Below are 26,269 nucleotides of genomic sequence, written 5' to 3'. Positions count from 1 at the left end.
ACGACACCATGTTCCAGGGACTCGCCGACCTCGGCAACGCCTACCTGAGCTTCATGAACCCGCTGACGCTGGCCTACGGCCTCGGCGGGGCTTTCGTCGGCATCACGATGGGCATGCTGCCTGGCCTGTCGGCCACGCTGGCCATCGCGCTGCTGACCACGCTCACCATCAAGCTGCAGGCCAACGACGCCATCCTGGTCCTGATCTGTTCCTATGTCGGCGCGCTGTATGGCGGCTCGCGCACGGCGATCCTCTTGAACATCCCCGGCACGGCCGCCAACGCGGCGTCCTGCGCCGACGGTTACGCGCTGGCGTTGCGCGGCGAAGCGGGCCGCGCGATCGGCATTGCCACCTCGGGGGCCTTCGTCAGCACCCTGATCGGCGTGCTGTGCCTGGCGGCCTTCACGCCGATGCTGGCCGAAGTGGCCTTGCAGTTCGGCGCCTTCGAATTCTTCTGGCTGGCGCTGTTCGGCGTCACCATGTCCGGCAGCATCGTCGGCAAGGACCCGCTCAAGGGCTGGCTGATGGGCCTGCTGGGCCTGTTCATCGCGCAGGTCGGGCAGGAAGGCCTGTATGCCTTCGACCGCTTCACCTTCGGCTGGGACCAGCTCTCCGGCGGCATCGCGCTGATCCCCGCGCTGGTCGGCGCCTTCGGCATGGCGGAAGTGCTGACCACGCTGGCGCAGCCGGTGGAGCGCAAGATGATCGAGCTGAAGGACTCGGTGCTGCCGCGCTGGCGCGAGGTGGTCCAGTACAAGTGGACGGTGCTGCGCTCCGGGATCATCGGCGTGCTCACCGGCCTGCTGCCCGGCGTGGGCGAGGACTCCGGCGCCTGGATGTCCTATGCCGCCGCCAAGGCCGTGAGCAAGGAGAAAGAGCAGTTCGGCAAGGGTTCCATCGACGGCCTGATGGCCGCCGAGACCGGCGACATGGCCTCGATCCCGGGCCACATCATTCCCTCGCTGGCGCTGGGCATCCCCGGCTCCGCGCCGTCGGCGGTGCTGATGGCGGCGATGATCATCCACGGCATCCAGCCCGGGCCGATGCTGATGATCCAGCATCCGCAATTCATCTACCACGTGGTCGCCATGACCACGCTGGCCTCGATCGCCATCCTGCTGTTCGGACTGTTCGGCGTGCGGCCGCTGCTGAAGGTGCTGCGCGTGCGGCGCGCCATCCTGATGCCGATCGTGTTCCTGCTGTGCACGGTGGGCGCCTTCGCCACCGCGTCGCGCCTGTTCGACATCTATGCGATGCTGGCCATCGGCGTCGGCGCCTTCTTCCTGCGCCGCCGCGGCTACGAGATGGCGCCGCTGGTGCTGGGCCTGGTGCTCGGCCCGCTGTTGGACAAGAGCCTGCGCCGCGGCCTGGTGCTGTCGGACGGGAACCTGGCCCCGTTCTTCACGCGGCCGATCTCGATGGCCTTCGCGGCGGTCACCATCTTCACGATCCTGCTGTACGTGCCGGCCTTCAAGGGCGCGGTGGTCCGCACCCGCGCCGCGGTCACCGATGGCGTGCGTTCGCTGTTCGCGCGGCAGGCCTGAAGACGCATGCGCTTCGCCCTCTGCAACGAAGTCCTGCAACCGCTGCCTTTCGCGCAGCAGTGCAAGCTGGCCGCGGACCTGGGCTACGACGGCCTGGAGGTGGCGCCGTTCACGCTGGCCGCCGATCCCATGGCCTTGAAGGACAGCGAGGCCGCGGTGTTGCGGCGCGTTGCCGAAGACCACGGTTTGAAGATCTTCGGCCTGCACTGGCTGCTGGTGGCGCCGGCGGGCCTGTCCATCGTCGATGAGGACGCGGCGGTGCGCAGCCGCACGGTTGCCGTGATGCAGCGGCTGTGCGAGTTGTGCGCGCTCTTGGGCGGCAGCTACCTCGTGCACGGCTCGCCGAAGCAGCGCAGCGTGCCGGCCGGGAGCAGCCGCGCGCAGGCTTACGAGCGGGCCCGTGACTGCTTTGCGCAAGCAGCGAAGGCCGCCGCGCAAGCGGGCGTCATCTACTGCGTGGAACCGCTGTCGCCGCGCGAGACCGACCTGCTGAACACGGTGGCCGAAGCGGCGGAACTGGTGCGCGAGGTCGGCCAGCCGGCGCTGCGCACGATGATCGACTGCAGCGCCGCCGGCCAGGCCGAAAGCGAGCCGGTGCATGCCTTGATGCAGCGCTGGCTGCCTACCGGCCTGATCGGCCACGTGCAGGTGAACGACCCCAATCGGCGCGGGCCGGGGCAGGGCGACCTCGACTTCGGCCCCATCCTGCGCGTGCTGCGCGATGCCGCAGCTTTGGGGCAGTTCCCCGGCATCGTTGCCGCCGAACCTTTCGACTACGTCCCCGACGGCCCGGGCTGCGCCGCCCGCGCCATCGGCTACCTGCAAGGCGTGCTGAGCGGCCAGGAGGGCCATGGCTGAACCCCTGACTTTCCGCATCCGCGAGATCGCGCTGCACGAGCGGCCGGTGAAACTGCGCATGCCTTTCCGCTTCGGCGTGGTCACGCTCACCGAGTCGCCGCAGGCTTTTGCCCGCGCGCGCATCGAGCTGCCCGATGGCCGCAGCGCCTGGGGCGCGGCGGCGGAGCTGATGGCGCCCAAGTGGTTCGACAAGAACCTGGCGCTGACGAACGAGGACAACTTCGAGCAGCTGCGCGCCGTCACGCGGATGGCGCGCGGGGCCTACCTGGCCGACGCGAGCGCCGCTACCGCCTTCGGCCAGTTCGCGCGCCACCACGAAGCGCATCGCGAAGCTGCGAGCCAACAAGGCTTCAACCCGCTGCTGGCCGCCTACGGGCCGGCGCTGGTGGACCGGGCCGTCCTCGATGCGCTGTGCCGCGCGCTGGGCGTTTCCTTCTACGAAGCGATGCGCGCCAACCTGCCGGGGCTTGCCTTCCCCGGTTTCGATTTCGATTCCTTCCTGGCCGGACTGCGTCCCGCCGGCAGCATCCACGCGCGCCACACGGTGGGCCTGGTCGATGCGATCACCGCGAGCGATCAAACAGAGAGAGTGGGCGACGGCCTGCCCGAAACGCTGGAAGAAGTGGTCGCCGCTTACGGCCACCGCTACTTCAAGCTGAAGGTGGGCGGCAAGGTGGAGGCCGATCTCGCGCGCCTGCAGGCCATCGCTTCGGTCCTGGATCGCTCGCCGCAACCCTACTTCGCCTCGCTGGACGGCAACGAGCAGTACGAGAGCGCCGACGGCGTGCTGGAGCTGGTGCGCCGCATCCGCGCGACGCCGCGCTTGCAGCGCCTGTGGCAGTCCATCCTGTTCATCGAGCAGCCGATCGCGCGCAAGCTGGCGCTGGACGTGGACCTGCGGCAGGCGGACCTGGGCCGGCCGGTGATCATCGACGAATCGGACGGCGAGCTCGATTCATTCGTGCGGGCCCGCGCACGCGGCTACAGCGGCGTCTCGTCCAAGACCTGCAAGGGCTTCTACAAGTCGGTCCTCAATGCGGCGCGCTGCGACGCGTGGAACCATGAGGAAGACTCGAACCACTACTTCCTCTCGGCCGAGGACCTCACCACGCAGGCGGGGCTGGCCGTGCAGCAGGACCTGGCCCTGGTGAACCTGCTGGGGATCACGCACGTGGAGCGCAACGGCCACCACTACGTCAACGGCATGGCGGCTTTGCCGACCGCGGAGCAGCAGGCCTTCCTGCTCGCCCACCCGGACCTGTACGAGGACAGCCACGGCGCGGTGCGCCTGCGCATCCGCGAGGGGCGCATCGCGCTCGGCTCGCTCGCGCAGCCCGGTTTTGCCAGCGCCGTGCTGCCGGACTTCGCCGGCGTGCCGGCGTTGTAAGCGCGCGCATGAAAAAGGGCCCTTGCGGGGCCCTTGCCTTGCTTACTTCTTGGTGCCGAACAGTTCGTCCATCTTCTTCTGTTCGTCGTCGTCGCCCGCGCCGGGCGCGCTCCCCGGTGCCGCCGGCGGCGCCAGCGGATCCTGCGCCGGGCCATAGGAGGGCGCGTCGGGCATCTCGATCTTCACCTTGTCCAGGTCGATCTTCTGTTCCACGTCGCGCGACACGATCTTGGGGAAGGCGATGATCATGCCCACCATGACGATCTGGATCAGCACGAAGGGCACCGCGCCCCAGTAGATCTGCATGGTGGTCACCGGCGCGATCGCCTTGCGCGTGATCTTGTCGATGTACTCCTTCTCCGGCGCCACGCTGCGCAGGTAGAACAGCGCGAAGCCGAAAGGCGGGTGCATGAACGAGGTCTGCATGTTCACGCCCAGCAGCACGCCGAACCAGATCAGGTCCACGCCCAGCTTTTCCGCCACGGGGCCGATCAGCGGCACCACGATGAAGGACAGCTCGAAGAAGTCGAGGAAGAACGCCAGGAAGAACACCAGGATGTTCACCACGATCAGGAAGCCCAGCTGGCCGCCGGGCAGGCTGGTCAGCAGGTGCTCCACCCAGCGCGGGCCGTCCACGCCCTGGAACACCAGGCTGAAGAAGGTCGAGCCGATCAGGATGAACACCACGAAGCAGGCCAGCTTGGTGGTGGTGTTCAGCGCCTGCTTCAGCAGGCTGAAGGACAGCCGGCCGCGGGCCGCCGCCATGATGGTGGCGCCCAGCGCGCCCATGGCGCCGCCTTCGGTGGGCGTCGCGATGCCCAGGAAGATGGTGCCCAGCACCAGGAAGATCAGCAGCAGCGGCGGGATCAGCACGAAGGTGACGCGCTCGGCCATCTTCGACAGCAACTTGAGGCCGCTCACCTTGTTGACGACGGCGATCACGAAAGCCAGCATCACGCCGGCGCACAGCGACACCACGATGGTCTCGTCGGTCGCCACCGGCGTGATTTCGGTCGCGCCCTTGCTCCAGGCGACGATGCGGGCGTAGTTCTCACCCATCCAGATCGCCAGGCCGGCGGAGATGGCCGTCAGCACCAGCAGCGAGGGAATGCCGCTCTTGCCGTTGTCCTCGCGGATGGAGCGCGCCTCCGGCGGCAGCGCCGGCACCCAGGTGGGCTTGAAGATCGCCAGCAGGATGACATAGCCCGCGTACATCCCGGTCAGCATGAAGCCGGGGATGAAGGCGCCCTTGTACATGTCGCCGACGCTGCGTCCCAGCTGGTCGGCCAGCACGATCAGCACCAGCGAAGGCGGAATGATCTGCGCCAGCGTGCCCGACGCCGCGATGACCCCGCTGGCCAGCCGCCGGTCGTAGCCGTAGCGCAGCATGATCGGCAGCGAGATCAGGCCCATGGAGATCACGGACGCGGCCACCACGCCGGTGGTCGCGGCGAGCAGCGCGCCGACGAAGATCACGGCCAGCGCCAGGCCGCCGCGCACCGGGCCGAACAGCTGGCCGATGGTGTCCAGCAGGTCCTCCGCCATGCCGCTGCGTTCGAGGATCAGCCCCATCAGGGTGAAGAAGGGGATGGCCAGCAGCGTGTCGTTCTGCATGATGCCGAAGATGCGCAGCGGCAGCGCCTGCATCAGCGACTCGGGCAGCACGCCGAGCTCGATGCCGACGATGCCGAAGAAGAGGCCGCAGGCCCCGAGGCTGAAAGCCACCGGGAAGCCGAACAGCATGAACACGATCAGCCCCAGGAACATGATCGGGGCGAGGTTCTGCGTGATGAACTGGATCATTGTTGTTTTCCTCCGGGGCTCAGGCCTTGCTGTCCCGTTCTGCCAGGCGCCGGATTTCTTCGGCCAGTTCCTCCTCGGCCGATTTCGCCGCGGCCTTGGCCGTCGGGTCGGGGATCAGGCCTTGCAGGAAGGCGATGCGCTTGACCAGCTCCGACAGGCCCTGCAGCAGCAGCAGCGTGAAGCCCACGGGCATCATCAGGTAGACGGGCCAGCGGATCAGCCCGCCGGCGTTGGAGGACATCTCGCCCGAGTGGAAGCCTTGCAGGAAGAAGGGGATGCCGAAGTACAGCACCACCAGGCACATCGGCGTGAGGAACAGCGTGAATCCGATGATGTCGATCCAGATCTGCTTGCGCTTGGACAGGCGGCTGGCCAGGACGTCGATCCGCACGTGCTCGCCCTGCAGCAGCGTGTAGCCCGACGCCAGCAGGAAAGCCGCGGCGAACAGGTACCACTGCACCTCGAGGTAGGCGTTGGAACTGGTGTTGAAGGCCTTGCGGACGATGGCGTTGATGCCGCTGATGACCGTCGATGCGAGAATGAGCCAGAGGACCCAGCGGCCGACGAAGGCGTTGAGGGAATCCACGGCCCGCGAGAAGCGGAGTAGGGCGCGCATGTTGTCTCCAGGGAGGGCAGACGCCTCCCCATTCTGTCAGTTAGAGTAAGAAGGAAATTCTAGGAACGGGGTTTCGAGCAACCTGACAGCATCGTGACGCTCGAGCTTCACGGGCATAGGGGTTTGTCCGTGCTTGCGCCGAGCGTCCGTTCCGCCGAATCACCACCATGCACGCCCTCAACGCCGTGATCGACTCCCCCGCGATGCGCAGCGCCGACCGGGAGCGCCTGTCGCTGGCGCTGATGGACGCGCGCAACCACACCCTGCAGCTGCTGGCGCGGTTCGAGGCCGCGCTCGGCGAAAGGCTCGAAGTGCCGCAGGCACCGGACACGCTGCCGCCCCTGTGGGTCGCGGGCCACATTGCCTGGCTGGCCGAATACTGGATCGCCCGCAATCCGCAGCGGGCGCTGGGCCCGCGCTGCCCCGCCGACGCCGTGCGCATCGGCTCGGTGGAACCGCAGGCCGATGCCTGGTTCGACCCGCGCGTGCGCTCGCACGCGGAGCGCTGGTCGCCGGCCCTGCCGCCGCTGGAACACGTCAAGGCCTACCTGCTGGACACGCTGGAAACGACGCTGGACCTGTTGGACAAGGCCGACGACAGCGACGACGCGCTGTACTTCTTCCGCCTGGCGCTGTTCCACGAAGACCTGCGCTGCGAGCAGCTGGCCGTGCTGGCCCAGACCGTGGGCGTGCCGCTGGGGCTGCAGCTGCCTGGGGGCGTGCAGGCGCGGCCGCCGCTGGTGCTGCCGGCCACGCGCTGGAGCCTGGGCTGGCCCGATGGCGGATTCGCGCTGGGCGTGGAGCAGGGCGCCGAAGCGGTGGCCGTGCCGGAATTCGAGATCGATGCGCAGGCGGTGAGCTGGGCGCAGTTCGTCGAGTTCATCGACGACGAGGGCTACGACCGCCCGGAGTTCTGGCATCCGCAGGGCTGGGAGTGGCTGGAGCGCGAGGCGCAGATCGAAGGCCGCCGCGGGCCGCGCCACGTGGAGCAGATCGGCGTGGCGAGCGGCGCGGTGCTGCAGAACCTGTTCGGCCGCGCGGCGCGCATGGGGCCGACGCAGAGCGTGCTGCATGCGAGCTGGTGGGAGGCCGACGCCTGGGCCCGCTGGGCCGGCCGGCGGCTGCCGACCGAAGCCGAGTGGGAAGTCGCGGCGCATGCCGGAGCGCGCCGGGGCTTCCGCTGGGGCGAGGTGCGCGAATGGACGGCCGGTACCTTGCGGCCGTGGGCGGGTTATCACGCCGATGCCTGGTCGGCGCATGCGGAGCTGGAGCCGTCGTCGGTGTTCGGCATCGCGCGGGTGCAGCGCGGGGCGTCGTTCGCGACCCGCGCGCGGATGAAGAACCTGCGGGCGCGCTGGTGGGCGCTGCCGGAACGGGACGAAAGTTTCGTCGGCTTCCGGACCTGCGCGCTTTGACGGGGATGTCAATGTTGCCAATGTAGGGTGCGCAGCTTTGCTGCGCACCTCACGAGGACGACGAGCGTGCGGTGCGCAGCGGAGCTGCGCACCCTACAGCTGCGGCCTCAAGCGGCGCGGAGCTTCTTCTTCGGCGGCAGATTCCACCAGGGCAGCTGCGCCTTCAGGCTCAACACCTCGCCGCTGCGCCAGGGCGCATAGCCTGGCAAGCCCGCCAGCCGGGCCTGCCACTCGGGCGTCTGCAGCAGCTTGCGCAGGCTCGCGATCGGCGGCTGGTCCAGCGCGTCCTTCAGGCACACCAGGTAGTAGTGCTCCTGCAGCAGGGGCACGAAGTCCAGCCCGCGCGCGCGCGCCGCGGCCTCGATGCCCAGCCCGCAATCGGCGCTGCCGGCCGCCACCGCCAGCGCCACCGCGGCATGCGAGGGCTCGTCGTGCTCGTAGCCGGAGATGTCCGACGGGCGCAAGCCGTCGCGGGCCAGCAGCTCGTCGCACAGCAAACGCGTGCCCGTGCCCCGCGAGCGGTTGACGAAGCGCGCCTGCCGCCGCGACACGTCCAGCAGGTCCGACAGCCGCAGCGGGTTGCCCGCGGCGACGATCAGCCCCTGGCTGCGCTGCGCAAAGCCGATCAGCTTGTGATGCCCCGGCTGCAGCAGCGGCTGGTAGGTGCGCTGCGTGACGCTGCCCAGCCCCGGCTGCAGCGAACTGTGGAAGCCGGCCAGCGTGCAGCGGCCTTCGTTCAACGCGGAGATCGCGTCGACGCTGCCGCAGAAGCGCACGTCCAGGTGCAGCCGCTCCTGTTCCACCGCGAAGCCGCGCAGCAGCGACAGGCCGTCATCATGGCTCGCGAACAGCGTGAGCACCTGCGCGTCCTGGTCGAAGGCCACCGCGAAGGCGCGCTCCAGGTCCGCATGCAGCGCTTCGATCTGCGGGGCCAGCCGCGCCTGCGCCTGGCGCTCGGCCCACAGCAGCTTCTCGCCGAAGGGTGAAAGCCGGGCCCGCTGGCCTTTCTCCCACTGGATCAGCGGCTGGCCCAGCTCGGCCTCCCAGCGCTTCAGCTCGCCCCAGACGTGCCGGTAGGACAGGCCCAGCGCCTTGGCGGCCGCCGAAATGGAGCCTTCCTCGCGCACCGCGTGCAACAGGTCCACCAGCGCATTGCGGATCCAGCCGCCCGGGGGACGGCCGCCGAAGGAATACGAGAGTTCCACCTTGCGCATCGCCCGAGTATGCGGCAGCCGGGCTGTCACGCTGAAGACCGCTATGCAAGCAGGTTCATAACTCGCAAGACCCGACGCGGCCCCAGCGCGCGAAGGATTAGCATGCCCGCCGATGAACAGTTTTGCGGAAAGCTTCGAGCGCGCCCTGTCGCTGATTCTGGGCGCCGACCCGATGCTGCTTTCCATCGTGGGCCGCTCGCTGGCCGTCAGTGCCAGCGCCTGCGCCATCGGCTGCGAGCTGGGGCTCGTGCTGGGCGCCTGGCTCGGCGTGGCGCGCTTCCGCGGGCGCGGAACGCTCATCACCCTGTTGAACACTTCGCTGGCCATTCCCTCCGTTGTCGTAGGGCTGGTCGTCTACCTGTTGCTGTCACGCTCGGGCCCGCTCGGCTTCCTGGGCTGGCTGTTTTCCTTCCCCGCCATGGTGGTGGCGCAGGCGCTGCTGGTCCTGCCGGTGTGCACCGCGCTCACGCGCCAGGTGGTCGAGGATGCCGAGCGGGCCAATGGCGAGCAGCTGCAATCGCTGGGCGCGGGCGGGCTGCTGCGCAGCTTGCTGCTGGCTTTCGACGAGCGCTATGCGCTGCTGACGGTGCTGCTGGCGTGCTTCGGCCGCGCCATCTCGGAAGTGGGCGCGGTGATGATCGTCGGCGGCAACATCGACGGCTTCACCCGCGTCATGACGACGGCCATCGCGCTGGAAACCAGCAAGGGCGACCTGCCGCTGGCGCTGGCCCTGGGCATCGTGCTGCTGGGCGTGGTGCTGGCGCTGAATGCGCTGATCGCCGGCGTCGCGCGCTGGCGCGGCGCGCGCACCGAGCGGCTCGGCGTGCTGCAGGGAGCGGCGGGATGAGCGCCTGGGTGCAGCTGAAGGGCGTGGACCTGCGCTACGGCGCGTTCCATGCGTTGAAGGGCGTGGACCTGCGCATCGCGCCCGGCGAACACGTGGCACTGATCGGCGCCAACGGCAGCGGCAAGAGCACGCTGCTGCGGGTGCTGCACGGCCTGCTGAAGGCCAGCGCCGGCTCGGTGCTGCGCGACGGCGCGCTGCGCCAGGCCATGGTGTTCCAGCGGCCGTATGCCTTGCGCGCCTCGGTGCTCACCAACGTGGCGCTGGGCCTGTGGCTGGGCGGCCGGCCGTGGAAGGCGGCGCGCGAAGACGCGCTGGCAGCCCTCGGCAAGGTCGGCCTGGCCAACGTGGCGCTGCGCGATGCGCGCACGCTGTCCGGCGGGCAATTGCAGCACATGGCGCTGGCGCGCGCCTGGGGCCTGCGGCCGCACGTGCTGCTGCTGGACGAACCCACCGCCAGCCTGGACCCCCACGCCAAGCGCGAAGTGGAGTCGCTGATGGCGGATTTCGCCGAGGCCGGCATGACGCTGGTCTTTGCGAGCCATAACCTGGGCCAGGTCAAGCGCCTGGCCACCCGCGTCGTTTACCTCGAGCAGGGCCGCGTGCTGGCGGACCTGCCGGTGAAGGCATTTTTCGAAGGGCCGCTCGGGGCGACGTCCCGCGAGGCCGAACTGTTTGTCAGGGGAGAACTGGGATGAAGTGGAAGCATTGGTTCGTGGCGGCCGCCGTGGCGCTGCAGTTCGCAGCCGGCGCGCGGGCGCAGACCACCACGATCACGATGGCGTCGACCACGTCGACCGAGCAGTCCGGCCTGTTCGGCCACCTGCTGCCGGCCTTCACCAAAAGCACCGGCATTGGCGTGAAGGTGGTGGCGGTGGGCACGGGCCAGGCCATCGACATGGCCAGGCGCGGCGACGCCGACGTGCTGTTCGTGCACGACCAAGCCGCCGAGGAGAAGTACGTGGCCGAGGGCTATGCGCCCAAGCGCTACCCGGTGATGTACAACGACTTCGTGCTGGTCGGCCCCAAGGCCGACCCGGCCGGCGTGAAGGGCAACGACATCGTGGCGGCGCTGAAGAAGCTGGCGGCCGCCAACGCGCCCTTCATCTCGCGCGGCGACCGCAGCGGCACCGACGCCGCCGAGAAGCGCTACTGGAAGCAGGCCGGCCTGGACAACAAGGGCAGCGGCTACAAGGAGTGCGGCTGCGGCATGGGCCCGGACCTGAACATCGCTTCGTCCAGCAATGCGTACACGATCTCCGACCGGGGCACCTGGCTCAGCTTCAAGAACCGTGGCGAGCTGGCAGTGCTGGTGCAGGGCGACAAGCGCCTGTTCAACCAGTACGGCGTCATGCTGGTGAGCCCGCAGAAGTTCCCGCACGTGAAGGCGGCCGAGGCGCAGAAGTTCATCGACTGGGTCACCTCGTCGGCCGGCCAGGCCACGATCGCGTCGTACAAGGTCAACGGCGAGCAGCTGTTTTTCCCCGACGCCAACCCGTGATGCCATGCGGGGGCTCGCGCCACTGCTGCCGGCCAGCCTGATGCGACGCCGCGAGGTCCTGTCCGCTGCCATCGCTCTGCCCTTCGCCGCACGAGCACAAGCCGCGTTGAGCGATGGCGCCGGCCGCCGCGTCTCCATTCCCGCCAAAGTGGAGCGCGTCTTCCCCGCCGGGCCGCCGGCCGCGATCCTGCTCTACACGCTGGCGCCCGACCTGCTGCTCGGATGGCCGCGCGCGAACAAGGCGGAGGAACTGGAGTTCCTGCTGCCCGGCATCGGCAACCGGCCCGAGGTGGGCCGCGTCACCGGCCGCGGCAACACCGCCAACCTCGAGTCCGTGCTGGCGCTGAAGCCGGACCTGATCGTCGACAGCGGCTCCACGCGCCCGACCTACGTGGAACTGGCCGACCGCGTGCAGCAGCAGACCGGCATTCCCTATGCGCTGCTCGATGGCCGCCTGGAAACCACGCCGGGCAGCTATCTCACCCTGGGCCAGCTGGTACAGCGGCGCGAACGCGCACGCGAGCTGGCGCGCTACGCCGAGGAGACGCTCTCCACCGTGCGCGCCCGCTGCATGGCGGTGCCGGCGGCGCAGCGCCCGCGCGTGTACTACGCCCGCGGGCCCGCGGGGCTGGAGACGGGACTCTCGGGCTCCATCAACGTGGAGACCATCGAATTCCTGGGCCTGCGCAACGTGGCCGCCGAAACGCCCGGCGGCCTGGCCAACGTGTCGATGGAGCAGGTGCTGCGCTGGGACCCGGAGGTGATCGTCACGATCGACCAGGACTTTGCTGCGGGCGTGCGCGACAACCCGCTGTGGCGGGGCGTGCGCGCGGTGAAGGAAGGGCGGGTGCACCTGAGCCCCAAGCTGCCCTTCGGCTGGATCGATTTCCCGCCCGGCGTCAACCGCCTGGTCGGCCTGTGGTGGCTGGGCAAGGTCGTGTACCCCGAGCGCTTCCCCGAGGACTTGCGCGTGCTGGCCCGCGACTTCTACCAGCGCTTCTACCAGGTGCAGCTGACCGACGCGCAGGTCACGCGCGTGCTGGCCGGGCGCAGCTGATGAAACCTGCCTGGCCAGGCGCGCTGGTCGCCGTGGCCGTGCTGGCCGCGGGCGTGCTCGTCGCCTTTGCGCAAGGACGCTACTCCGTTTCCTTGGAACAGCTGGCACATCTCGTGTGGGCGCGCCTCAGCGCGCAGCCTTCGGGCTTGCCCGCCAACGTGGAGACCGTGGTCTGGCAGATTCGCGGCCCGCGCGTCGTCGGTGCCCTTGCAGTGGGTGCGGCGCTTTCCGTGGCGGGCACCGCGTTCCAAGGCCTGTTCCGTAACCCGCTGGTGTCGCCCGACATCCTGGGCGCTTCTGCCGGCGCGGCATTGGGTGCGGTGCTGGGCATCTACTTCTCGCTGGGCATCTTCGGCATCCAGGCCGCGGCCTTTGCCGGAGGCTTGCTCGCGGTGGCGCTGGTCTACCTGCTCGGCGCCTCGCTGCGCGCTGGCGATCCGGTGCTGATGCTGCTGCTCACGGGCATCGTCGTCGGTGCGCTGCTGGGCGCGGGCATCGGCCTGGTGAAGTACCTGGCCGACCCGTACAACCAGCTGCCGGCCATGACCTTCTGGCTCCTGGGCAGCCTGTCGGCGATGTCGTCGAAAGACCTGCTGCCCTTGCTGGTGCCGGTGCTCGCGGGCACGGCCTTGCTGCTGGCGCTGCGCTGGCAGCTGAACGTGATGTCGCTGCCCGACGAAGAAGCCCGCGCGCTCGGCGCCCGCACGCGCGTGCTGCGGCTGGCGATCGTCGCGGCGGCCACGTTGGTCACTGCGGCGAGTGTCGCCGCGGCCGGCGTGGTGGGCTGGGTGGGGCTGGTGGTGCCGCATCTTGCGCGCATGCTGGTGGGCCCGTCGTTTCCGCGTCTGCTGCCGACCGCGGCGATCCTGGGCGGCGGCCTGCTGTTGTTCATCGATACCTTGGCGCGCACGCTGGCCTCCGTGGAGATCCCCCTGGGGATCCTGACCGCGGTGGTGGGCACGCCTTTCTTCCTCGCCTTGCTGCGCAGCGCGCAGAGGCGCGCGGGCTGAACATGCTGCAGGCGCGCCAGCTCGCGATCGGCTATCCGGGGCGGCGCGTGGGCGCGGGCTTCGACGTGGACCTGGATGCGGGCAGCGTGCTCGCGCTGCTGGGGCCCAATGGCGGCGGCAAGACCACGCTGCTGAAGACGCTGCTGGGGCTGATCCCCGCGCAAGGTGGCGAGGTGTTGCTGGAAGGCCAGGCCATCGCGCGCGTGCCCTTGCGCGAACGTGCATTGCGTCTCGCGTATGTGCCGCAGGCGGCCGCCACCGGCTTCGGCTTCCCGGCGCGTGAAGTGGTGCTGATGGGCCGCACCGCGCATGGCGGACTGCTCGCGCGGCCCGGTGCGCGCGACCACGCGGTGGTGGACCAGTCGCTGCAGCGCCTGGGCATCATGGCGCTGGCCGAGCGCCCCATCAACGAACTCTCCGGCGGTGAACGCCAGCTGGTGCTGGTGGCGCGCGCGCTGGCACAGGAACCGCGCGCCGTGATCCTGGACGAGCCCACCGCCAGCCTCGACTTCGGCAACCAGGGCCGCGTGCTGCGCGAAATCCGCCGGCTCGCGGACGACGGGCTCGCCGTGCTGTTCACGACGCACGATCCCAACCATGCGCTGCGCTTCGCCGACCGCGTGCTGCTGATGCGCGATGGCGCGACGCTGGCGCAAGGGCCGGTGGCGGAACTGGTGCGGCGCGAGCAGCTGCAGGCGCTGTATGGCGCGGCCGTGGAAGAAGTCGGCAGCGGAAACGGCCGCGCTTTCCTGCCCGCCTGAGCCACTTCGCATGTAGGCGCAGTCTGAGCCGGATGCGGGCGCTGCGTCCGGCAAGCGCGTACGCGTGGGCCCGCTCCAATGAGAACTCTTGTCAATTGGAGCCAAGCAACATGCAAGCTGATCAACTCAAGGAACGCATCCACCGCATCGAAGAATGCGCCGACGAAGCCAAGCGCGCCGTGCAGGCCGGCTCGGCGTCCAGCGAACTGCGCGAGTGCGTCGATTCGCTGCACAGCCAGGCCAAGCAGGCGCAGCAGGCGTGCGACAGCGGCATGCAGCAGCAGCAGGGCGGCCAGGACATGAAGCAGCAGGTGATGCAGATGGAGCAGGCCGGCGACCGCGCCATGCAGGCGTGCAAGCAGGCCGGCAACAGCGTAGACCAGCAGACGCAGCAGGCCGTGAAGCGCGCGCACGACGAGATATCGAACCTGAAGCACGAGATGCAGATGGGTTGAGCGCGGCGCGGGGCAGGGCGTTCTCCGACACGCCCGTGCTCCGCGCGACTACAGGGGGGTGCGCGGCGCGGCGCGATGGTCTGGTCCTCCTGAGCCAGAAAAATCATTACAACGATGCTGCGTCCTGCCCGCTCCTTCTTCCTCGTTCTTTCCGCCTTCCTTTTCCTCGTGGCCGGCCTCGCTTGCGTCGTCGGCGGCGCATGGTTGATCGCGCTCGGCGGCTCCTGGTATTACCTGCTGGCCGGCATTGCGCTGGTCGCCATCGCCGTGCTGCAGTGGCGGCAGCAGGGCGCGGCGCTGTGGCTGTTCGCGCTGCTATTCCTGGCCACGCTGGTGTGGGCCTTGTGGGAAGCGGGATTGGACTGGTGGCCGCTCGCGGCGCGCCTGGGCATCCTGTTCCTGCTGGGGCTGCTGTTGCTGTGTGTGCGGCGGCGCCTCGTGGGCGGCGGCGGTGGGGCCGTTGCGATCAGCCTGGTGCTGTTCGTGATGGTCACGGTGGCCACGTGGGTGCGTGATCCGCACACGCTGGTGGGCACGCTGCCTGTGGCGGCTGCCGTGCCGGCGGATCCGAGCGTGCCGCCGGGCGAGTGGCAGGCCTACGGCCGTACGGGTGCGGGCCAGCGCTATTCGCCTTTGACCGCCATCACGCCTGCCAACGTCGATCACCTGCAGGTGGCCTGGCACTTCGAAACCGGCGACCTGCGTGGCCGTCCCGGCGACCCGGTGGAGACGACTTTCGAGGTCACGCCGCTGAAGGTGGGCAACCGCCTCTACTTCTGCACGCCTCACCAGTCGGTGATCGCGCTCGATGCGACGACGGGCCAGCAGGTGTGGCGCTATGAGCCGCAGGTGCAGGTGCAGGGGAAGCTGGCGCTGCAGCACCTCACTTGTCGCGGGCTGGGGTACCAGCCGGCGGCTGCTGTCGCGACGGCTGCGGGACCCGCAGCGAGCGCCGCGACCGCTGCGGCCAGTGCGCCACTCGCGAGTGCCAGCGCGCCGGCTCCCACAGCGGCCGACAGCGGCGCCGCCGTCCCGGCCGCCAGCGGCGCCAAGGACGCGAGCTGCAGCGCGAAGCTGTTCATGCCCACCGCCGACGGCCGCCTCATCGCCATCAACCCCGGCACCGGCCACGTGTGCAGCCGCTTCGGCGGCGGCAGCGGCGAGATCAACCTGTGGGCAGGGATGCCGAACCTGATGCCCGGCTCCTATTACTCCACTTCGCCGCCGGTGGTGACGAAGCGGCTGGTGATCGTCGGTGGCACGGTGCTGGACAACGTGTCGACCAAGGAGCAGTCGGGCGTCATCCGCGCCTATGACGTAGACACCGGCGCGCTGGTGTGGAACTGGGACTCGGGCCGCCCGAGCGAGACCACGCCGCTGCCCGCGGGCCAGACCTATACCGTCAACTCGCCGAACAGCTGGTCGATCTCCGCCGTCGACGAGAACCTGGGCCTGGTCTACGTGCCCATGGGCAACCAGCCGCCGGACCAGTGGGGCGGCCAGCGCTCGGCCGACGTGGAGCGCTATTCGTCCTCGGTGGTGGCGCTGGACCTCGCCACCGGCGCGGTTCGCTGGGTCTACCAGACCGTGCACCACGACCTGTGGGACTACGACGTGCCCGCGCAGCCGAGCCTGGTCGACCTGCAGGTCGGTGGCAACACCGTGCCGGCGCTGGTGCAGCCCACCAAGCAGGGCGAGCTGTTCGTGCTGGATCGCCGCACCGGCACGCCCATCCTGCCCGTCACCGAGCAGGCGGCGCCGCAGGGCGCGGCGCAAGGCGACCACACGGCGCCGACGCAGCCGAAGTCCGCGCTGTCCTTCGACCCGAAGCCGCTCACCGGCGCGGACATGTGGGGCGCGACGATGTTCGACCAGCTGTGGTGCCGCATCGCATTCCACCGCCTGCGCTACGAGGGCCGCTTCACGCCGCCTTCGCTGCAAGGCTCGCTGGTCTACCCGGGCAATTTCGGCGTGTTCAACTGGGGCGGCGTGGCCGTGGACCCGGGCCGCGGCGCGGTGTTCGCCACGCCCGACATGCTGGCCTTCGTTTCGCAGCTGGTGCCGCGCCCCGACGCCACCACGCCCATCGTGCAGGACAAGCCGCCGCAGGGCGCGCTGCCGGCGCTGAACGAGAACTTCGGCGCGCCGTTCGCGGTGAAGCTGCATCCCTTCATCTCGCCGCTGGGCATCCCCTGCCAGCAGCCGCCCTGGGGCGCGGTGGCGGGCGCGGACCTGCGCACCGGGCGCATTGCCTGGGAGCATCGCAATGGGACGGTGCGCGACCTGGCGCCGGTGCCCATGCCCTTCCGCATGGGCGTGCCGAACCTGGGCGGCCCGATCGTGACGGCGGGCGGCGTGGCTTTCCTCTCGGGGACGCTGGACTACTACCTGCGCGCCTACGACGTGTCGAACGGCAAGGAGCTGTGGCGCGCCCGCTTGCCGGCAGGCGGGCAGGCTACGCCGATGACCTATCTAGGTGCCGATGGCCGCCAGTATGTGCTGGTGGTGGCGGGCGGGCATGGGTCGCTGGGGACGAAGGCGGGGGATTCGGTGATTGCTTATGCGGTGCCGCGGTGAGGGGCGGACGCCATGGCATGCCTCAGAGCCGCTTGGTCATGCGCGCCAGATAGAAGTCGCCGACGTACTTCTCGGTCCGTCCTTCTTCTTCGTATCCGTGCCTGGCGTAGAACCCGGGCGCCTGCCACTCGAATGTCGTCAGGGATGCGTTCTTCGCCCCGAGCTCTCTGGCCTGGCGCTCCGCCTCGAGCAGAAGCGCGGACCCTATGCCAGTCCCACGCATCGACTCGTCGACGAACAGCACCTCGATCTGCAGCCAATACATGAAGACGAAGCCCCGAATTCCGCCGACGACCCTTCCCATGGCGTCGCGCGCATTCAGCCGAACGTATTGGGTCTCCGGGTACTCGCCTATCACGCCGTAGTTGAATTGGCGAAGCCGACGGCCGATGTCGCCGGAGCGGACTTCTTCTTCCGTGGCAGCTGAGACGGTGACTGTTTCCATGAGGGAGAACGCAAAGATGACCGGTAACCGATAGGAGTGACTGGAGAGAGCGGATGTAGTTGAGCGTCCGTGTCTACCGACAAGTTAGGGCGCACCGTCAAATTGCCTCATGCTTCAAGTCCTCAGGTGAGAAGACGCCCTTCCGTAGCCGCTCCATCCGCTGCTCCTCGAATCGAAGGCCGTCGCGAAGAATAAGCAGGAGCCCCAAAGCGTCGGCGCCGCCCGGCCCAAGGTGAAACCCGGTGGTCGAATCCAGATAGTGGGCCGAAATTGCGTTCAAAACATCGACGACCGCCTTCAAGGCCGTCTTCACATCTGCCCTGGACGCGGGCGCTAGCGTCTGCGCACGGCCGCCGAGGGCAAGTTGGAGGTCGCGGTGTGCAAGCTTTCGGTTTCGCCAATCCCGTGCGAACTCCGTGGCAGCAATTGCCTCTTGTACCAGCTTGGCGACCTCCTTCCCGATGGGAGTTCCGGTCGTTAGCTTTACGACTCGGCGCAATGAAAGGACGTTCTTCGAAGGATCTGTGAGACGGGCGAGGTGTAGCAGCACGGCCTCAAAAAGTGTGTCTTGAACGGTCCTGAATAAAGGAGGTGCGGCCTGGTTCATCAGGTCGATACGTTCAGGCTTGGTTCCGAACAGTTCCACGAAATGCGCCCACCGCTGGTGGATCCAAGCGACCTCCTGCCAGAGTTCGCTGTAGATCGAACCCAGCGCGTCGCCCATCGCTGTGATGTTCGCGACCTTCGACTCTTGTGCGGTACGTTCAGTCATAGTGCGCTCCACTTAGAAGTGGCCAGTAGGCGGGCGAATGCCCGCCGATAGGACGTGCGTGTCGACGGTCATGCTAAACGCGTTCTTCATCAACGTCGTCCTGGTGCGCTTCGCGTGTATCCTCTCACGGAGCTCCCATCTGCCCGCGTATAGCCTCGTACCGAAACATCCGAACCGGCAGAGGATCGCCCGCCACCGCGATAGGTTAGGCTGCGGGAGGAATTCGAAAAGTCAAATCCCCCAGCCCCGTAGCCATTCGAAGCGGAACCTGAAGCTTCCTGCCTGCACGGCTCCGATAGTCCCTCCGAATAGACGAGACGTTCATCCCCCCTTGCGCATGCGACCTGCTGCTTGGCGGCGAGGCATGGCTTATCTTGGAACTCGACCCTTCCGTTCGACTCGCACTTGAACAGAGGGCCGGAAATAGCGGCGTCGCTCCAAAGAAATCCGCAGAGGACGGCCAGACGTATGCGAGTCATCAAGCGTGTGAAAAAACGCCGATGTCCACCGCTCTGGTGGCATCGGTTCCTGGTCTGGGTGCCCTGCATCGCCTCTCCTCCGGCTTTCAGCTTGCTTCTGATTTCTAGAAGCATTCTGACATTCCGCATCGCTGCGGTAAGCCCTGATGGCATTTCGAGCACCCTTCAGCGCCCGCTTTCCCCTGATTCGTCGCGTGCCAGCTTCTCGATGTGTACCAGGCAATACGGACGGCACTGCGTGCTCACCCTTTCCTTGCCTCGCAACGTGAATCGATCGAGCCGCTTGGTGTGGCGGATATTGGCGGACGCCGGCTCCCCGTTGGCAATGCGTTGGCTGTAGATTGCCCGGCCTCGCGCCGAGTCGATCGCCCGCGGTGTCGGCCTCGACCGAGCCGCTATGCCTGACGCCCCACTACTCGCCAGCGACTGCCAGCAACGCCTTGGGGTTTTTACGGGCGATTGCAAGAAGAGTCCGGGCGGCGCCGCTCGGTTGCTTGCGGCCTTGTTCCCACCCCTGAAGGGTGCGCACGGACACTCCAAGGAGTTTGGCAAATTGCGACTGCGAGAGCCCGGTGCGCTCACGAGCCTCGATAGCGGGAGAAGAAACCACCTGGGTCTTCCCGGCCTTCATCTGCTGCACTGACTCGAGCAATTCGGCTGCCAAGTCGCGCTTGGATTCGTAGGCGCGCAATTGCGCTTCGGTCAGGGGTTTACTCTTCGAGGGCACGGCGGATCTCCTTCAACTTCGCGCCGGTGAGGTTGTCGGTCTTCGACTTCGCGTACAGCGTCAGAAGAACCAGGTCTTCCTGAGCGGTCCGAACGTAGTAGATGACCCTCACACCACCGGACTTACCTGTCCCGGCCCGGCTCCAGCGCACCTTACGTATCCCACCAGAGCCAGGCACCACATCTCCGGCGTCGGGACGCGCCGCGATGAACGCGGCGAACTCGCCCCGCTCCTCTTCAGTCCAGTAGAGCGGCCACTGCTTCTGAAAAAGAAGGGTCTCGACGACCGTGAGCATTCGGTGACTATACGCCTAAGGCGCACAGTTGTCCAGCCGAGCAGAGGAGTACAGTTCCAGTAGCCGCGCCGCCACGAGCGCGGCGCGCCACGATCAAAAGTATTCCATGAGACGCTCCACCTTCCTGCGCTTCGCCGCAGGCTCCGCCCTGCTGCCCTCGCTGGCCTTCGCGGAAACCTACCCCGACAAGCCCGTCCGCATCATCAACCCCTTCCCGCCCGGCTCGCCCGTCGACGCCGTCGGCCGCCTGATGGCGCAGCGCCTGGGCACCGTGTGGAAGGAGCCGGTGATCGTGGAAAGCAAGAGCGGCGCCGGCGGCACCGTGGGCGCGGCGTTCGTGGCGTCGGCGCCGGCGGATGGCGCGACGCTGCTGGTGACTACGCAGTCGCCGATCACCGTCGCGCCGCTGATCTACAAGTCGCTCACCTACGACCCGGCGCGCGACTTCACGCCGGTGTGGGGCATCGCTTCGTCCGGCCTCGTCATCGTCGTCACGCCGGGACTGCAGGTGCACACGCTGGCAGAACTGGTGCAGTACGCCAAGGCGCACCCGAAGGAAGTGGCCTACGCCTCGTCCGGCGCCGGCACGGTGCAGCACCTGGCCGGTGAATTGTTCATTGCCAAGACGGGCGCACCGCTGCTGCACGTGCCGTACCGCGGCGGCGCGCCGGCGGCCACCGACCTCATCGCCGGCCAGGTGCAGGTGATGTTCGATTCGCTGTCCAACCAGTTGGCCAACATCAAGGCCGGCCGCGTGCGCGCGCTGGCCGTGATGCGGCCCACGCGCGCAGGCGCATTGCCTGACGTGCCGACCACCACCGAAGCGGGCGCGCCCGGCGTGCAGATGCGCGGCTGGATCGGCGTGCTGGCGCCCAAGGCCATGCCCGCCGCTTCGCTGGCGACGCTGCGCGCCGACGCGCTGCGCACGATGAAGGGCCCCGAGGTGGCGCGCACTCTGGGCAACCTGGGCCTGGACGGCGAGATCCTGGACGCGGAGAAGTTCGGCCAGTACATCACGGCCGACGCCCAGCAGATCGGCGAGATCGTGCGCAGCGCGCACATCCAGCTCGACGCGCCGAACACGAGGTAAGACCATGAGCAAGATCACGCGAGTCGAAGCGGTGCTGGTGTCGGTGCCGCTCAAGCGCGACTACAAGGGCAGCACCTACAACGTGCCCGAGAAGAACGCCATCATCACGCGCATCCACACCGACGACGGCCTCGTCGGCGAATGCGCCAATGGCGAGGGCCGCCTGCCGGCGCACGAGCAGGGCTTCGCCATCCTGCGCGACGAACTCGCGCCCATGCTGCTCGGTGCGGACCCGACGCGCATCGAGCACCTGTGGGCGAAGATGTTCAAGGTGACCTATCGCCACACGATGAACCCGCGGCCCGCGGTGCGCGCCGTCGGTTGCGCAGACAGCGCGCTGTGGGACCTGATGGGCCAGCGCACGAAGCTGCCGCTGTTCCGCCTGTGGGGTGGCGCGCGCGAAGCAGTGCCCATTGTCGCCATCGGCGGCCAGTACGTCGACGGCTTCACGCTGGCCGACTACGGCCGCGAGATGGAGACCTATCGCAAGCTGGGCCTGGCGGGCTGCAAGTTCAAGGTGGGCGGCCGCAGCCCGGAGGAAGACGCGCAGCGCACTGCCGCCGCGCGCGAGGCCGGTGGTGCGGACTTCGTGCTGTGCGCCGACGCCAACCGCGCGTGGAACCGCCACGACGCCTTCGACTACGCACGCCTGGTGCGCGACCGCGGCCTCAACCTGCGCTGGTTCGAGGAGCCCTGCCACTGGAACAACGACCTGCAGGACATGGCGCTGCTGCGCGCCACCACCGGCCTGCCGATGGCGGCGGGGCAGAGCGAGATCACGGCCGAAGGCTGCCGCAACCTCATCGCCGGCGGCGCCGTCGACGTCTGCAACCTCGATGCGTCCTGGGGCGGCGGCCCCACCGTGTGGCTGCGCGTGGCCAAGCTGGCGGCCTGCTACGGCGTGCAGATGGCGCACCACGGCGAGCCGGTGGTGGGCGCGCACCTGCTGGCCGCGGTGGAGAACGGCACCTACGTCGAGACGCACCATCCGGACCGCGACCCGCTGTTCCACGGCGGCATCACGAACCGCGGCGAGATCGCGAACGGCCTGTACCACCTCAGTGAAAATCCGGGGTTCGGTGTCGGCTACGATCCGGACTTCATCAAGGCGCACGAACATGCGCGATTCGATGTAAAGGCCTGACCATGGACTCCTTTGCCCCGTTCACCACGTCCCACGAGTTCGATGCGCCGCGCGACCTCGTGTGGGCGGTCAACACGCAGCCCGAGCACCTGTTGAAGTGGATGGGGCCGGACGGTTTCGACGGCATCCACACCGCCATGGACTTCCGTCCCGGCGGCTCGCACCACTACGGCCTGCGCGGCCCGGGTGGCAACGAGATGTGGGGCAAGCAGGTCTTCCGCGAGATCGAGCCGGGGCGCAAGATGGTCTACCTGCAGGCCTTCTCGGACAAGGACGGCAACATCACCGCCCACCCGATGGCCCCGACCTGGCCGCGCCAGATGCTGGCCACGGCCACCTTCGAGGACGCGGGCCCGGGCCGCACGCGCATGACCATCAGCTGGCTGCCCTACGAGGCCGACGACGCCGGCCGCGTCACCTTCGACGCGGCGCGCGCGGGCATGGGGCAGGGCTTCGCCGGGATGTGGGCGAAGCTCGAGGCTTACCTCAAGTCGTACTCCAGCGCCCAGTAGTACTGCCACTGCAGGAACTTCACCTCGCTGGCGACGTCCTTCACCGCCTCGCGCAGCTCCGCCTCGGTCGGGAAGTTCTTCAGCACGCGGTGCGTCGAACCATCCTCCAGCTTGCGCAGTTGGTACTGGTTGCCATCCGCATCCCGCTCCGCGATGGGCGTGCTGCTGCCCTCGACATAGCGGTTGTCCAGGAGCACGACTTTCGCACCGGGCTTCAAGGCCCCGTGCAGCCCTTGCAGGAATTCCTGCACGCGTGACCGCGGCACATGCGAATACCAGAAGCCCGCGAAGGCCGCATCGAATTGGCGTGGCGCCACCGGGAGCCGGTATGCGTCCCCCAGCACGAACTGCACGCCTCCGGCCTTCGCTCTCGCCTGCGCGATGTGCAGCACCTCGGATGAAGCATCCACGGCCGCCAGTGACTTGACCGCCCCGGCCATGAACTGCGTCCAGTAGCCGGTGCCGCAGGCCACCTCCAGCGTGTCCCGTCCGGCCAGCACCGAGGGCAGCCACTGCTCGATCGCGCGCAGATCCTGCTGGCGCTCGGGCTTCTGGTAGACGCGGTCGTACTCGGGCGCGCGGGCCGCGTAATAGTCTTGCAGGGGTTCGGTCTTCACGCCCGCACTTTACGCCGCGCGTGTGTCGGCCGGTTGACGGCAGCTCAGAACGACTCGATCAACCAGGCTCCGCGGACCTTGACGACCTGCGCATCGACCAGCCGGTTCTGGCTCTCGCTGACCTTGACCACCGTGCGTACCGTGACCGTATCCCCCGAGATCGCCTGCGCGCTGACGTCGACCACGTCGCGTGACAGGTCCGGCAGCCGCGCCCGCGCGCTCATGTCCCGCAGCGAGGAGGCGAGGGCGGTCCGGCCACCGGGGCTCAGGCAGGCCAGCACGCCCTCCAGGTCGTTCCTCGAGGCTGCCTTCAGGAAGCGCTTCCAGATGCTCAGCGCACCTTCCGCCGGATCCGTGGCCTGTGCGTAGCCGCGTGGCGGAAGAACGGCCACACCCAAGCCGAAGAAGATGGCCAGCACGAACTGGCGTCGACGTCGAATCCCCGCATGGCGCAATGGCCACGCGCCCCCTTTTGCGATGTTTCGCATTGCCTGGCTCCCATCGTTGTACTTGGGCCGGGTTCACCCGGCCTCGATCTCGTTCCTGGGCGTGCTGCCCATTCTCGGGAAAGGGGGAGGCGCCGCCAACTGCGGCGAGGCGGGATTACAACAAAGCCGCGGGCGTGCTTGCCGGCATGCGTTCAGAGTTCACGGGCGTAGACGATGAATCCGCGGTGCTCCGCCATCTTGTCGTACAGCGCCCGGCCGGCGGCGTTGGTGTCCTGCGTGTGCCAGTACACGCGCGAGCTGCGCTTCTCCCTGGCGGCATCCACCACGGCCTGGATCAGCGCGCGGCCGATGCCGCGTCCGCGCAGCGATTCGTCGGTGAAAAGGTCCTGCAGGTAGCAGACGTCGGCCAGGCGCGAGGTGCTGCGATGGAACAGGTAATGGACGATGCCGACGATGCGTCCATCCGCCTCGGCCACGAAGGCATGCATCTGTTCGCCGGCGTCGAAGAAGCGGTCCCAGGTCTGCGCCGTGACGCGCTCGTCGAGGGCCGTGGCGCCGCTGCGGCCGTAGAAGGCGTTGTAGCCGTCCCAGAGCGGGCGCCAGGCGGCGTAGTCTTCGCGCGCAACGCGCCGGACCGAGACGGGCATCGCCACTACGATCAATGCCGGGTGACGACGATCGGTTCGCCGCGCGTGATGATCATCGTGTGCTCGTACTGCGCCGACAGGTTGCCGGGCGCGCCGACCAGCGTCCAGCCGTCGTCGGCCTCGTCCACGATGCGGCTCTTGGTCGAGAGGAAGGGTTCGATGGTGATCACCATGCCTTCCTTCAGCACGCGTCGGTCCTTGGGATCGAAGTAGCCGGGAATGTGCTCGGGTTCTTCGTGCAGCGCGCGACCGACGCCGTGGCTGGCGAGGTTCTCGATGATCTTGAAGCCGTAGGTCTTCGCGGTCCGCTCGATGGCGGCGCCGATGCCATTGAGCGGGCGGCCGGCGCGCGCCTGCTTCATGGCCTGCTCGAGGGCCGTGCGCGTGGCATGGCAAAGGCGCGTCTTCTGCGGATTGGTCGGGGGCACGACGCGCGTGCCGCCGGTATCGGCGAAGTAGCCGTCCAGCTCCGCGGAGACGTCGACGTTCAGCATGTCGCCGGCGCGGATCACGCGGTCGCCCGGGATGCCGTGCGCGGCTTCCTCGTTGATGCTGATGCAGGTGGCGCCGGGGAAGTCGTAGGTGAGCCGGGGCGCCGAACGCGCGCCGTGCTGTTCGAGCAGCTTCTCGCCCAGTTGATCGAGCTCGCGCGTGGTCATGCCGGGTTCGGCGGCTTCGAGCATTTCTTGCAGCACGTACGAGACGATCTTGCCAATGCGCTTGAGGGCGGTGACGTCGTCTTCGGTTTCGATGGTCATGGGGTTTCCGATCTGGTTTCCTGAGCGTACCCGAGAACCGCCGGCACCGCGCGATCCGCCTTCCTGACGGCCCAGGCGAACGGCTCCACCGAAGAACTCTTCACGGCGGCAGACATCTGGTCGTTCAGTTGCATGAGGCGCTTGCGCAAGTCGTCTTCGCCGGCGTGCACACCGAGGTTCTCGTAGTCCTGCGCGATGCCGCGGTAGAAGCTCTGCATCTTGCGGCACTCCGCCTGGTACCTCTCGCATCCGAGCTTGGCATGAATGGTGGTGAGGGCGCTGCTGAAAAGTGCGATGGCGCCGATGGTGATTTTCGGCAGCAAGTCGGCGATGACCGTCGCCCCGGCCACGAGCGACAACAGCGCCGCGCCCACGATCAGCAGGAAGTTCGCCGGCGTCAGTCCTGCCTGCGTCCTCGCATAGGCGTCCCCCATGATCCTCGCTTCACGGAGCTTCGCGCTGGCCACATGCTGCATGATTTCGGTCGCGTCCATGGTTCCTCCTGTCAGGCGTCATGCTGCTCAATATCCGGCGGGTTCGCATCTGCGCGGTGTGCCTGCCGGGAAAGATGGTGCTCATGGCGAACTCCGGGACAGCGTGGGTGCAGCCTCGCGCAGAGTATCAGGCGGCGGGCCCATGCTTTACTCGCGCCCGTGCATTGCGCCTGCCACTGCGCGAACCGGTCGTTGCGCAACGCATGAGCGCATGCAGCATTCGCGCGACAAGGCGTACGAATCGATACCAATCGACACGCGGCCAACAGCTACGGGAATTGGGAGAAATCCGGGTCTCGGGCACCCCTCCAACCCGGACCAGCGGCACCAGCCGATGCCCCGTCCGCGTTACTATGCCAACGCCGCGCGCGTCCGTCGCGGCAGGAGGGAAGCCGTGGTGGGGAGCAGCGTGAGGTCCGCGATCCGGGTGGCCTTGGCCGAAGACGATCACATGGTGCGCGCGGCACTGCGCCGCTACCTGGCCACCGAACCAGGCCTGCACGTGGCCGGCGAAGCCGCCGATGGCAACGAGGCGCTCGACCTGGTGCGCTCCACGCCCGTCGACGTGCTGCTGCTCGATCTCTCCATGCCGGGCCTGAGCGGCCTGGAAGCCATCCACAAGATCCGCCAGGCCGTGCCCTCGGTGCGCATCGTGGTGCTGTCCTCGCATCCGGCCGCCCGCTATTCCGCCGACGTCATGCGCGCGGGCGCCAGCTCCTACGTGCAGAAGGGTTGCGACTCCTCCCAGATCGTGCGCGCGGTCGAAGCCGCCGCCGCCGAAATCCGGGAGGCCTGAGC

At 68.3% G+C, this 26,269-nt stretch carries 29 protein-coding genes; 16 read left to right on the top strand and 13 right to left on the bottom strand.

The genetic code is table 11. The features are described 5' to 3' along the window. The first annotated feature begins 8 nt into the window (after window positions 1–8). Genes HHL11_RS23135 through HHL11_RS23125 form a run of 3 tightly spaced genes read left to right on the top strand, consistent with a single transcriptional unit; the run spans window position 9 to window position 3,789 of the window. Window positions 9–1,544, top strand: coding sequence for a tripartite tricarboxylate transporter permease (locus HHL11_RS23135; protein ID WP_169420912.1), 1,536 nt, complete (start codon window positions 9–11; stop codon window positions 1,542–1,544). A gap of 6 nt (window positions 1,545–1,550) precedes the next feature. Further along, window positions 1,551–2,402 (top strand): sugar phosphate isomerase/epimerase family protein, encoded by an 852-nt coding sequence (locus HHL11_RS23130; RefSeq protein ID WP_169420911.1) that lies wholly within the window; start codon window positions 1,551–1,553, stop codon window positions 2,400–2,402. Beyond that, window positions 2,395–3,789: an enolase C-terminal domain-like protein gene (locus HHL11_RS23125; RefSeq protein ID WP_169420910.1), complete on the top strand. Its 1,395-nt coding sequence runs from the start codon at window positions 2,395–2,397 to the stop codon at window positions 3,787–3,789. The genes HHL11_RS23130 and HHL11_RS23125 overlap by 8 nt, the downstream gene beginning before the upstream one ends. Window positions 3,790–3,831: 42 nt before the next feature. On the opposite strand, the gene HHL11_RS23120 is transcribed toward HHL11_RS23125, so the two are convergent. Together HHL11_RS23120 and HHL11_RS23115 are read right to left on the bottom strand one after the other, a co-directional pair. Beyond that, window positions 3,832–5,592, bottom strand: coding sequence for a TRAP transporter large permease (locus tag HHL11_RS23120; protein ID WP_205964531.1), 1,761 nt, complete (start codon window positions 5,590–5,592; stop codon window positions 3,832–3,834). 19 nt (window positions 5,593–5,611) lie between these two features. Then, complete coding sequence (locus tag HHL11_RS23115) at window positions 5,612–6,208, bottom strand: TRAP transporter small permease subunit (protein ID WP_169420909.1); 597 nt, start codon at window positions 6,206–6,208, stop codon at window positions 5,612–5,614. 167 nt (window positions 6,209–6,375) lie between these two features. Here HHL11_RS23115 and HHL11_RS23110 point away from each other — a divergent pair, with 167 nt between their 5' ends. Continuing rightward, the gene (locus tag HHL11_RS23110) at window positions 6,376–7,623 is read left to right on the top strand and encodes an SUMF1/EgtB/PvdO family nonheme iron enzyme (RefSeq protein ID WP_240980370.1); all 1,248 of its coding nucleotides are present in this window, start codon (window positions 6,376–6,378) and stop codon (window positions 7,621–7,623) included. Window positions 7,624–7,730: 107 nt separating this feature from the next. Here the strand turns inward: HHL11_RS23110 and HHL11_RS23105 are convergent, their stop codons facing one another. Then, on the bottom strand, window positions 7,731–8,837 hold the full coding sequence (locus HHL11_RS23105) for a substrate-binding domain-containing protein (protein ID WP_169420908.1): 1,107 nt from the start codon (window positions 8,835–8,837) through the stop codon (window positions 7,731–7,733). 112 nt (window positions 8,838–8,949) lie between these two features. On the opposite strand from HHL11_RS23105, the gene HHL11_RS23100 reads away from it, so the two are divergent. From HHL11_RS23100 to HHL11_RS23065, 8 genes are all read left to right on the top strand, one after another. Further along, entirely contained in the window at window positions 8,950–9,684 is a 735-nt protein-coding gene (locus tag HHL11_RS23100; protein ID WP_169420907.1) for an ABC transporter permease, read from the top strand. After that, window positions 9,681–10,379 (top strand): ABC transporter ATP-binding protein, encoded by a 699-nt coding sequence (locus HHL11_RS23095; RefSeq protein ID WP_169420906.1) that lies wholly within the window; start codon window positions 9,681–9,683, stop codon window positions 10,377–10,379. The genes HHL11_RS23100 and HHL11_RS23095 overlap by 4 nt, the downstream gene beginning before the upstream one ends. Then, window positions 10,376–11,182 carry an ABC transporter substrate-binding protein gene (locus HHL11_RS23090; RefSeq protein WP_169420905.1) on the top strand — a complete coding sequence of 269 codons (807 nt, stop codon included), beginning with the start codon at window positions 10,376–10,378 and terminating at the stop codon, window positions 11,180–11,182. Before HHL11_RS23095 ends, HHL11_RS23090 begins: the two co-directional genes overlap by 4 nt. A gap of 40 nt (window positions 11,183–11,222) precedes the next feature. Further along, a complete protein-coding gene (locus tag HHL11_RS23085) occupies window positions 11,223–12,239 on the top strand; it encodes an iron ABC transporter substrate-binding protein (protein WP_240980369.1) in 1,017 nt (338 codons plus the stop codon). Beyond that, the gene (locus HHL11_RS23080; RefSeq protein WP_169420903.1) at window positions 12,239–13,249 is read left to right on the top strand and encodes a FecCD family ABC transporter permease; all 1,011 of its coding nucleotides are present in this window, start codon (window positions 12,239–12,241) and stop codon (window positions 13,247–13,249) included. The genes HHL11_RS23085 and HHL11_RS23080 overlap by 1 nt, the downstream gene beginning before the upstream one ends. Window positions 13,250–13,251: 2 nt before the next feature. Next, the gene (locus HHL11_RS23075) at window positions 13,252–14,010 is read left to right on the top strand and encodes an ABC transporter ATP-binding protein (protein WP_169420902.1); all 759 of its coding nucleotides are present in this window, start codon (window positions 13,252–13,254) and stop codon (window positions 14,008–14,010) included. Window positions 14,011–14,120: 110 nt separating this feature from the next. Further along, window positions 14,121–14,465, top strand: coding sequence for a hypothetical protein (locus tag HHL11_RS23070; protein WP_169420901.1), 345 nt, complete (start codon window positions 14,121–14,123; stop codon window positions 14,463–14,465). A 114-nt stretch (window positions 14,466–14,579) separates the two neighbouring features. Then, on the top strand, window positions 14,580–17,042 hold the full coding sequence (locus HHL11_RS23065; protein WP_169420900.1) for a membrane-bound PQQ-dependent dehydrogenase, glucose/quinate/shikimate family: 2,463 nt from the start codon (window positions 14,580–14,582) through the stop codon (window positions 17,040–17,042). A gap of 22 nt (window positions 17,043–17,064) precedes the next feature. Here the strand turns inward: HHL11_RS23065 and HHL11_RS23060 are convergent, their stop codons facing one another. From HHL11_RS23060 to HHL11_RS23040, 5 genes are all read right to left on the bottom strand, one after another. Next, the gene (locus HHL11_RS23060; RefSeq protein WP_169420899.1) at window positions 17,065–17,487 is read right to left on the bottom strand and encodes a GNAT family N-acetyltransferase; all 423 of its coding nucleotides are present in this window, start codon (window positions 17,485–17,487) and stop codon (window positions 17,065–17,067) included. Between the two features lie 97 nt (window positions 17,488–17,584). After that, on the bottom strand, window positions 17,585–18,259 hold the full coding sequence (locus tag HHL11_RS23055; protein WP_169420898.1) for an AbiU2 domain-containing protein: 675 nt from the start codon (window positions 18,257–18,259) through the stop codon (window positions 17,585–17,587). A gap of 644 nt (window positions 18,260–18,903) precedes the next feature. After that, window positions 18,904–19,203, bottom strand: a complete 300-nt coding sequence (locus HHL11_RS34940; protein ID WP_169420897.1) for a transposase — start codon at window positions 19,201–19,203, stop codon at window positions 18,904–18,906. Then, window positions 19,151–19,465, bottom strand: coding sequence for a helix-turn-helix domain-containing protein (locus HHL11_RS23045; RefSeq protein WP_169420896.1), 315 nt, complete (start codon window positions 19,463–19,465; stop codon window positions 19,151–19,153). Before HHL11_RS23045 ends, HHL11_RS34940 begins: the two co-directional genes overlap by 53 nt. Then, window positions 19,449–19,760 (bottom strand): type II toxin-antitoxin system RelE/ParE family toxin, encoded by a 312-nt coding sequence (locus HHL11_RS23040; protein WP_169420895.1) that lies wholly within the window; start codon window positions 19,758–19,760, stop codon window positions 19,449–19,451. Before HHL11_RS23040 ends, HHL11_RS23045 begins: the two co-directional genes overlap by 17 nt. 106 nt (window positions 19,761–19,866) lie before the next feature. Between HHL11_RS23040 and HHL11_RS23035 the strand changes: the two genes are divergently transcribed. From HHL11_RS23035 to HHL11_RS23025, 3 genes are read left to right on the top strand one after another with little or no spacing between them, the layout of a single operon-like run. Then, window positions 19,867–20,850, top strand: coding sequence for a Bug family tripartite tricarboxylate transporter substrate binding protein (locus tag HHL11_RS23035; RefSeq protein ID WP_169420894.1), 984 nt, complete (start codon window positions 19,867–19,869; stop codon window positions 20,848–20,850). Window positions 20,851–20,854: 4 nt separating this feature from the next. Continuing rightward, a complete protein-coding gene (locus HHL11_RS23030; RefSeq protein ID WP_169420893.1) occupies window positions 20,855–21,994 on the top strand; it encodes a mandelate racemase/muconate lactonizing enzyme family protein in 1,140 nt (379 codons plus the stop codon). A 2-nt stretch (window positions 21,995–21,996) separates the two neighbouring features. After that, on the top strand, window positions 21,997–22,506 hold the full coding sequence (locus tag HHL11_RS23025) for an SRPBCC family protein (protein WP_169420892.1): 510 nt from the start codon (window positions 21,997–21,999) through the stop codon (window positions 22,504–22,506). Here HHL11_RS23025 and HHL11_RS23020 read toward each other — a convergent pair. The 5 genes from HHL11_RS23020 to HHL11_RS23000 form a co-directional block, all read right to left on the bottom strand. Further along, entirely contained in the window at window positions 22,476–23,123 is a 648-nt protein-coding gene (locus HHL11_RS23020) for a methyltransferase domain-containing protein (RefSeq protein ID WP_169420891.1), read from the bottom strand. The two genes, HHL11_RS23025 and HHL11_RS23020, sit on opposite strands and share 31 nt — an antisense overlap. Window positions 23,124–23,167: 44 nt before the next feature. Further along, window positions 23,168–23,611, bottom strand: coding sequence for a hypothetical protein (locus tag HHL11_RS23015; RefSeq protein ID WP_169420890.1), 444 nt, complete (start codon window positions 23,609–23,611; stop codon window positions 23,168–23,170). Between the two features lie 152 nt (window positions 23,612–23,763). Then, window positions 23,764–24,219, bottom strand: a complete 456-nt coding sequence (locus HHL11_RS23010; protein WP_205964529.1) for a GNAT family N-acetyltransferase — start codon at window positions 24,217–24,219, stop codon at window positions 23,764–23,766. Window positions 24,220–24,230: 11 nt separating this feature from the next. Further along, on the bottom strand, window positions 24,231–24,977 hold the full coding sequence (gene map / locus HHL11_RS23005) for a type I methionyl aminopeptidase (protein WP_169420888.1): 747 nt from the start codon (window positions 24,975–24,977) through the stop codon (window positions 24,231–24,233). Then, window positions 24,974–25,471 (bottom strand): hypothetical protein, encoded by a 498-nt coding sequence (locus HHL11_RS23000; protein ID WP_169420887.1) that lies wholly within the window; start codon window positions 25,469–25,471, stop codon window positions 24,974–24,976. Before HHL11_RS23000 ends, map begins: the two co-directional genes overlap by 4 nt. Window positions 25,472–25,880: 409 nt before the next feature. On the opposite strand from HHL11_RS23000, the gene HHL11_RS22995 reads away from it, so the two are divergent. Further along, the gene (locus HHL11_RS22995) at window positions 25,881–26,267 is read left to right on the top strand and encodes a response regulator (protein ID WP_169420886.1); all 387 of its coding nucleotides are present in this window, start codon (window positions 25,881–25,883) and stop codon (window positions 26,265–26,267) included. The last annotated feature ends 2 nt before the right edge of the window (window positions 26,268–26,269 follow it).

Source organism: Ramlibacter agri, from assembly GCF_012927085.1.
GTDB classification, from domain to species: Bacteria; Pseudomonadota; Gammaproteobacteria; order Burkholderiales; family Burkholderiaceae_C; genus Ramlibacter; species Ramlibacter agri.
Note: the sequence above shows the minus strand (reverse complement) of the source record. Positions and strands in the feature narration are given on the sequence as shown.

Excerpts from the sequence above, each read along its gene's own strand:
- HHL11_RS23135 (WP_169420912.1), top strand. The coding sequence starts at position 9 with ATGTTCCAGGGACTCGCCGACCTCGGCAACGCCTACCTGAGCTTCATG.
- HHL11_RS23130 (WP_169420911.1), top strand. The coding sequence starts at position 1,551 with ATGCGCTTCGCCCTCTGCAACGAAGTCCTGCAACCGCTGCCTTTCGCG.
- HHL11_RS23125 (WP_169420910.1), top strand. The coding sequence starts at position 2,395 with ATGGCTGAACCCCTGACTTTCCGCATCCGCGAGATCGCGCTGCACGAG.
- HHL11_RS23120 (WP_205964531.1), bottom strand. The coding sequence starts at position 5,592 with ATGATCCAGTTCATCACGCAGAACCTCGCCCCGATCATGTTCCTGGGG.
- HHL11_RS23115 (WP_169420909.1), bottom strand. The coding sequence starts at position 6,208 with ATGCGCGCCCTACTCCGCTTCTCGCGGGCCGTGGATTCCCTCAACGCC.
- HHL11_RS23110 (WP_240980370.1), top strand. The coding sequence starts at position 6,376 with ATGCACGCCCTCAACGCCGTGATCGACTCCCCCGCGATGCGCAGCGCC.
- HHL11_RS23105 (WP_169420908.1), bottom strand. The coding sequence starts at position 8,837 with ATGCGCAAGGTGGAACTCTCGTATTCCTTCGGCGGCCGTCCCCCGGGC.
- HHL11_RS23100 (WP_169420907.1), top strand. The coding sequence starts at position 8,950 with ATGAACAGTTTTGCGGAAAGCTTCGAGCGCGCCCTGTCGCTGATTCTG.
- HHL11_RS23095 (WP_169420906.1), top strand. The coding sequence starts at position 9,681 with ATGAGCGCCTGGGTGCAGCTGAAGGGCGTGGACCTGCGCTACGGCGCG.
- HHL11_RS23090 (WP_169420905.1), top strand. The coding sequence starts at position 10,376 with ATGAAGTGGAAGCATTGGTTCGTGGCGGCCGCCGTGGCGCTGCAGTTC.
- HHL11_RS23085 (WP_240980369.1), top strand. The coding sequence starts at position 11,223 with ATGCGACGCCGCGAGGTCCTGTCCGCTGCCATCGCTCTGCCCTTCGCC.
- HHL11_RS23080 (WP_169420903.1), top strand. The coding sequence starts at position 12,239 with ATGAAACCTGCCTGGCCAGGCGCGCTGGTCGCCGTGGCCGTGCTGGCC.
- HHL11_RS23075 (WP_169420902.1), top strand. The coding sequence starts at position 13,252 with ATGCTGCAGGCGCGCCAGCTCGCGATCGGCTATCCGGGGCGGCGCGTG.
- HHL11_RS23070 (WP_169420901.1), top strand. The coding sequence starts at position 14,121 with ATGCAAGCTGATCAACTCAAGGAACGCATCCACCGCATCGAAGAATGC.
- HHL11_RS23065 (WP_169420900.1), top strand. The coding sequence starts at position 14,580 with ATGCTGCGTCCTGCCCGCTCCTTCTTCCTCGTTCTTTCCGCCTTCCTT.
- HHL11_RS23060 (WP_169420899.1), bottom strand. The coding sequence starts at position 17,487 with ATGGAAACAGTCACCGTCTCAGCTGCCACGGAAGAAGAAGTCCGCTCC.
- HHL11_RS23055 (WP_169420898.1), bottom strand. The coding sequence starts at position 18,259 with ATGACTGAACGTACCGCACAAGAGTCGAAGGTCGCGAACATCACAGCG.
- HHL11_RS23040 (WP_169420895.1), bottom strand. The coding sequence starts at position 19,760 with ATGCTCACGGTCGTCGAGACCCTTCTTTTTCAGAAGCAGTGGCCGCTC.
- HHL11_RS23035 (WP_169420894.1), top strand. The coding sequence starts at position 19,867 with ATGAGACGCTCCACCTTCCTGCGCTTCGCCGCAGGCTCCGCCCTGCTG.
- HHL11_RS23030 (WP_169420893.1), top strand. The coding sequence starts at position 20,855 with ATGAGCAAGATCACGCGAGTCGAAGCGGTGCTGGTGTCGGTGCCGCTC.
- HHL11_RS23025 (WP_169420892.1), top strand. The coding sequence starts at position 21,997 with ATGGACTCCTTTGCCCCGTTCACCACGTCCCACGAGTTCGATGCGCCG.
- HHL11_RS23015 (WP_169420890.1), bottom strand. The coding sequence starts at position 23,611 with ATGCGAAACATCGCAAAAGGGGGCGCGTGGCCATTGCGCCATGCGGGG.
- HHL11_RS23010 (WP_205964529.1), bottom strand. The coding sequence starts at position 24,219 with ATGCCCGTCTCGGTCCGGCGCGTTGCGCGCGAAGACTACGCCGCCTGG.
- map (WP_169420888.1), bottom strand. The coding sequence starts at position 24,977 with ATGACCATCGAAACCGAAGACGACGTCACCGCCCTCAAGCGCATTGGC.
- HHL11_RS23000 (WP_169420887.1), bottom strand. The coding sequence starts at position 25,471 with ATGGACGCGACCGAAATCATGCAGCATGTGGCCAGCGCGAAGCTCCGT.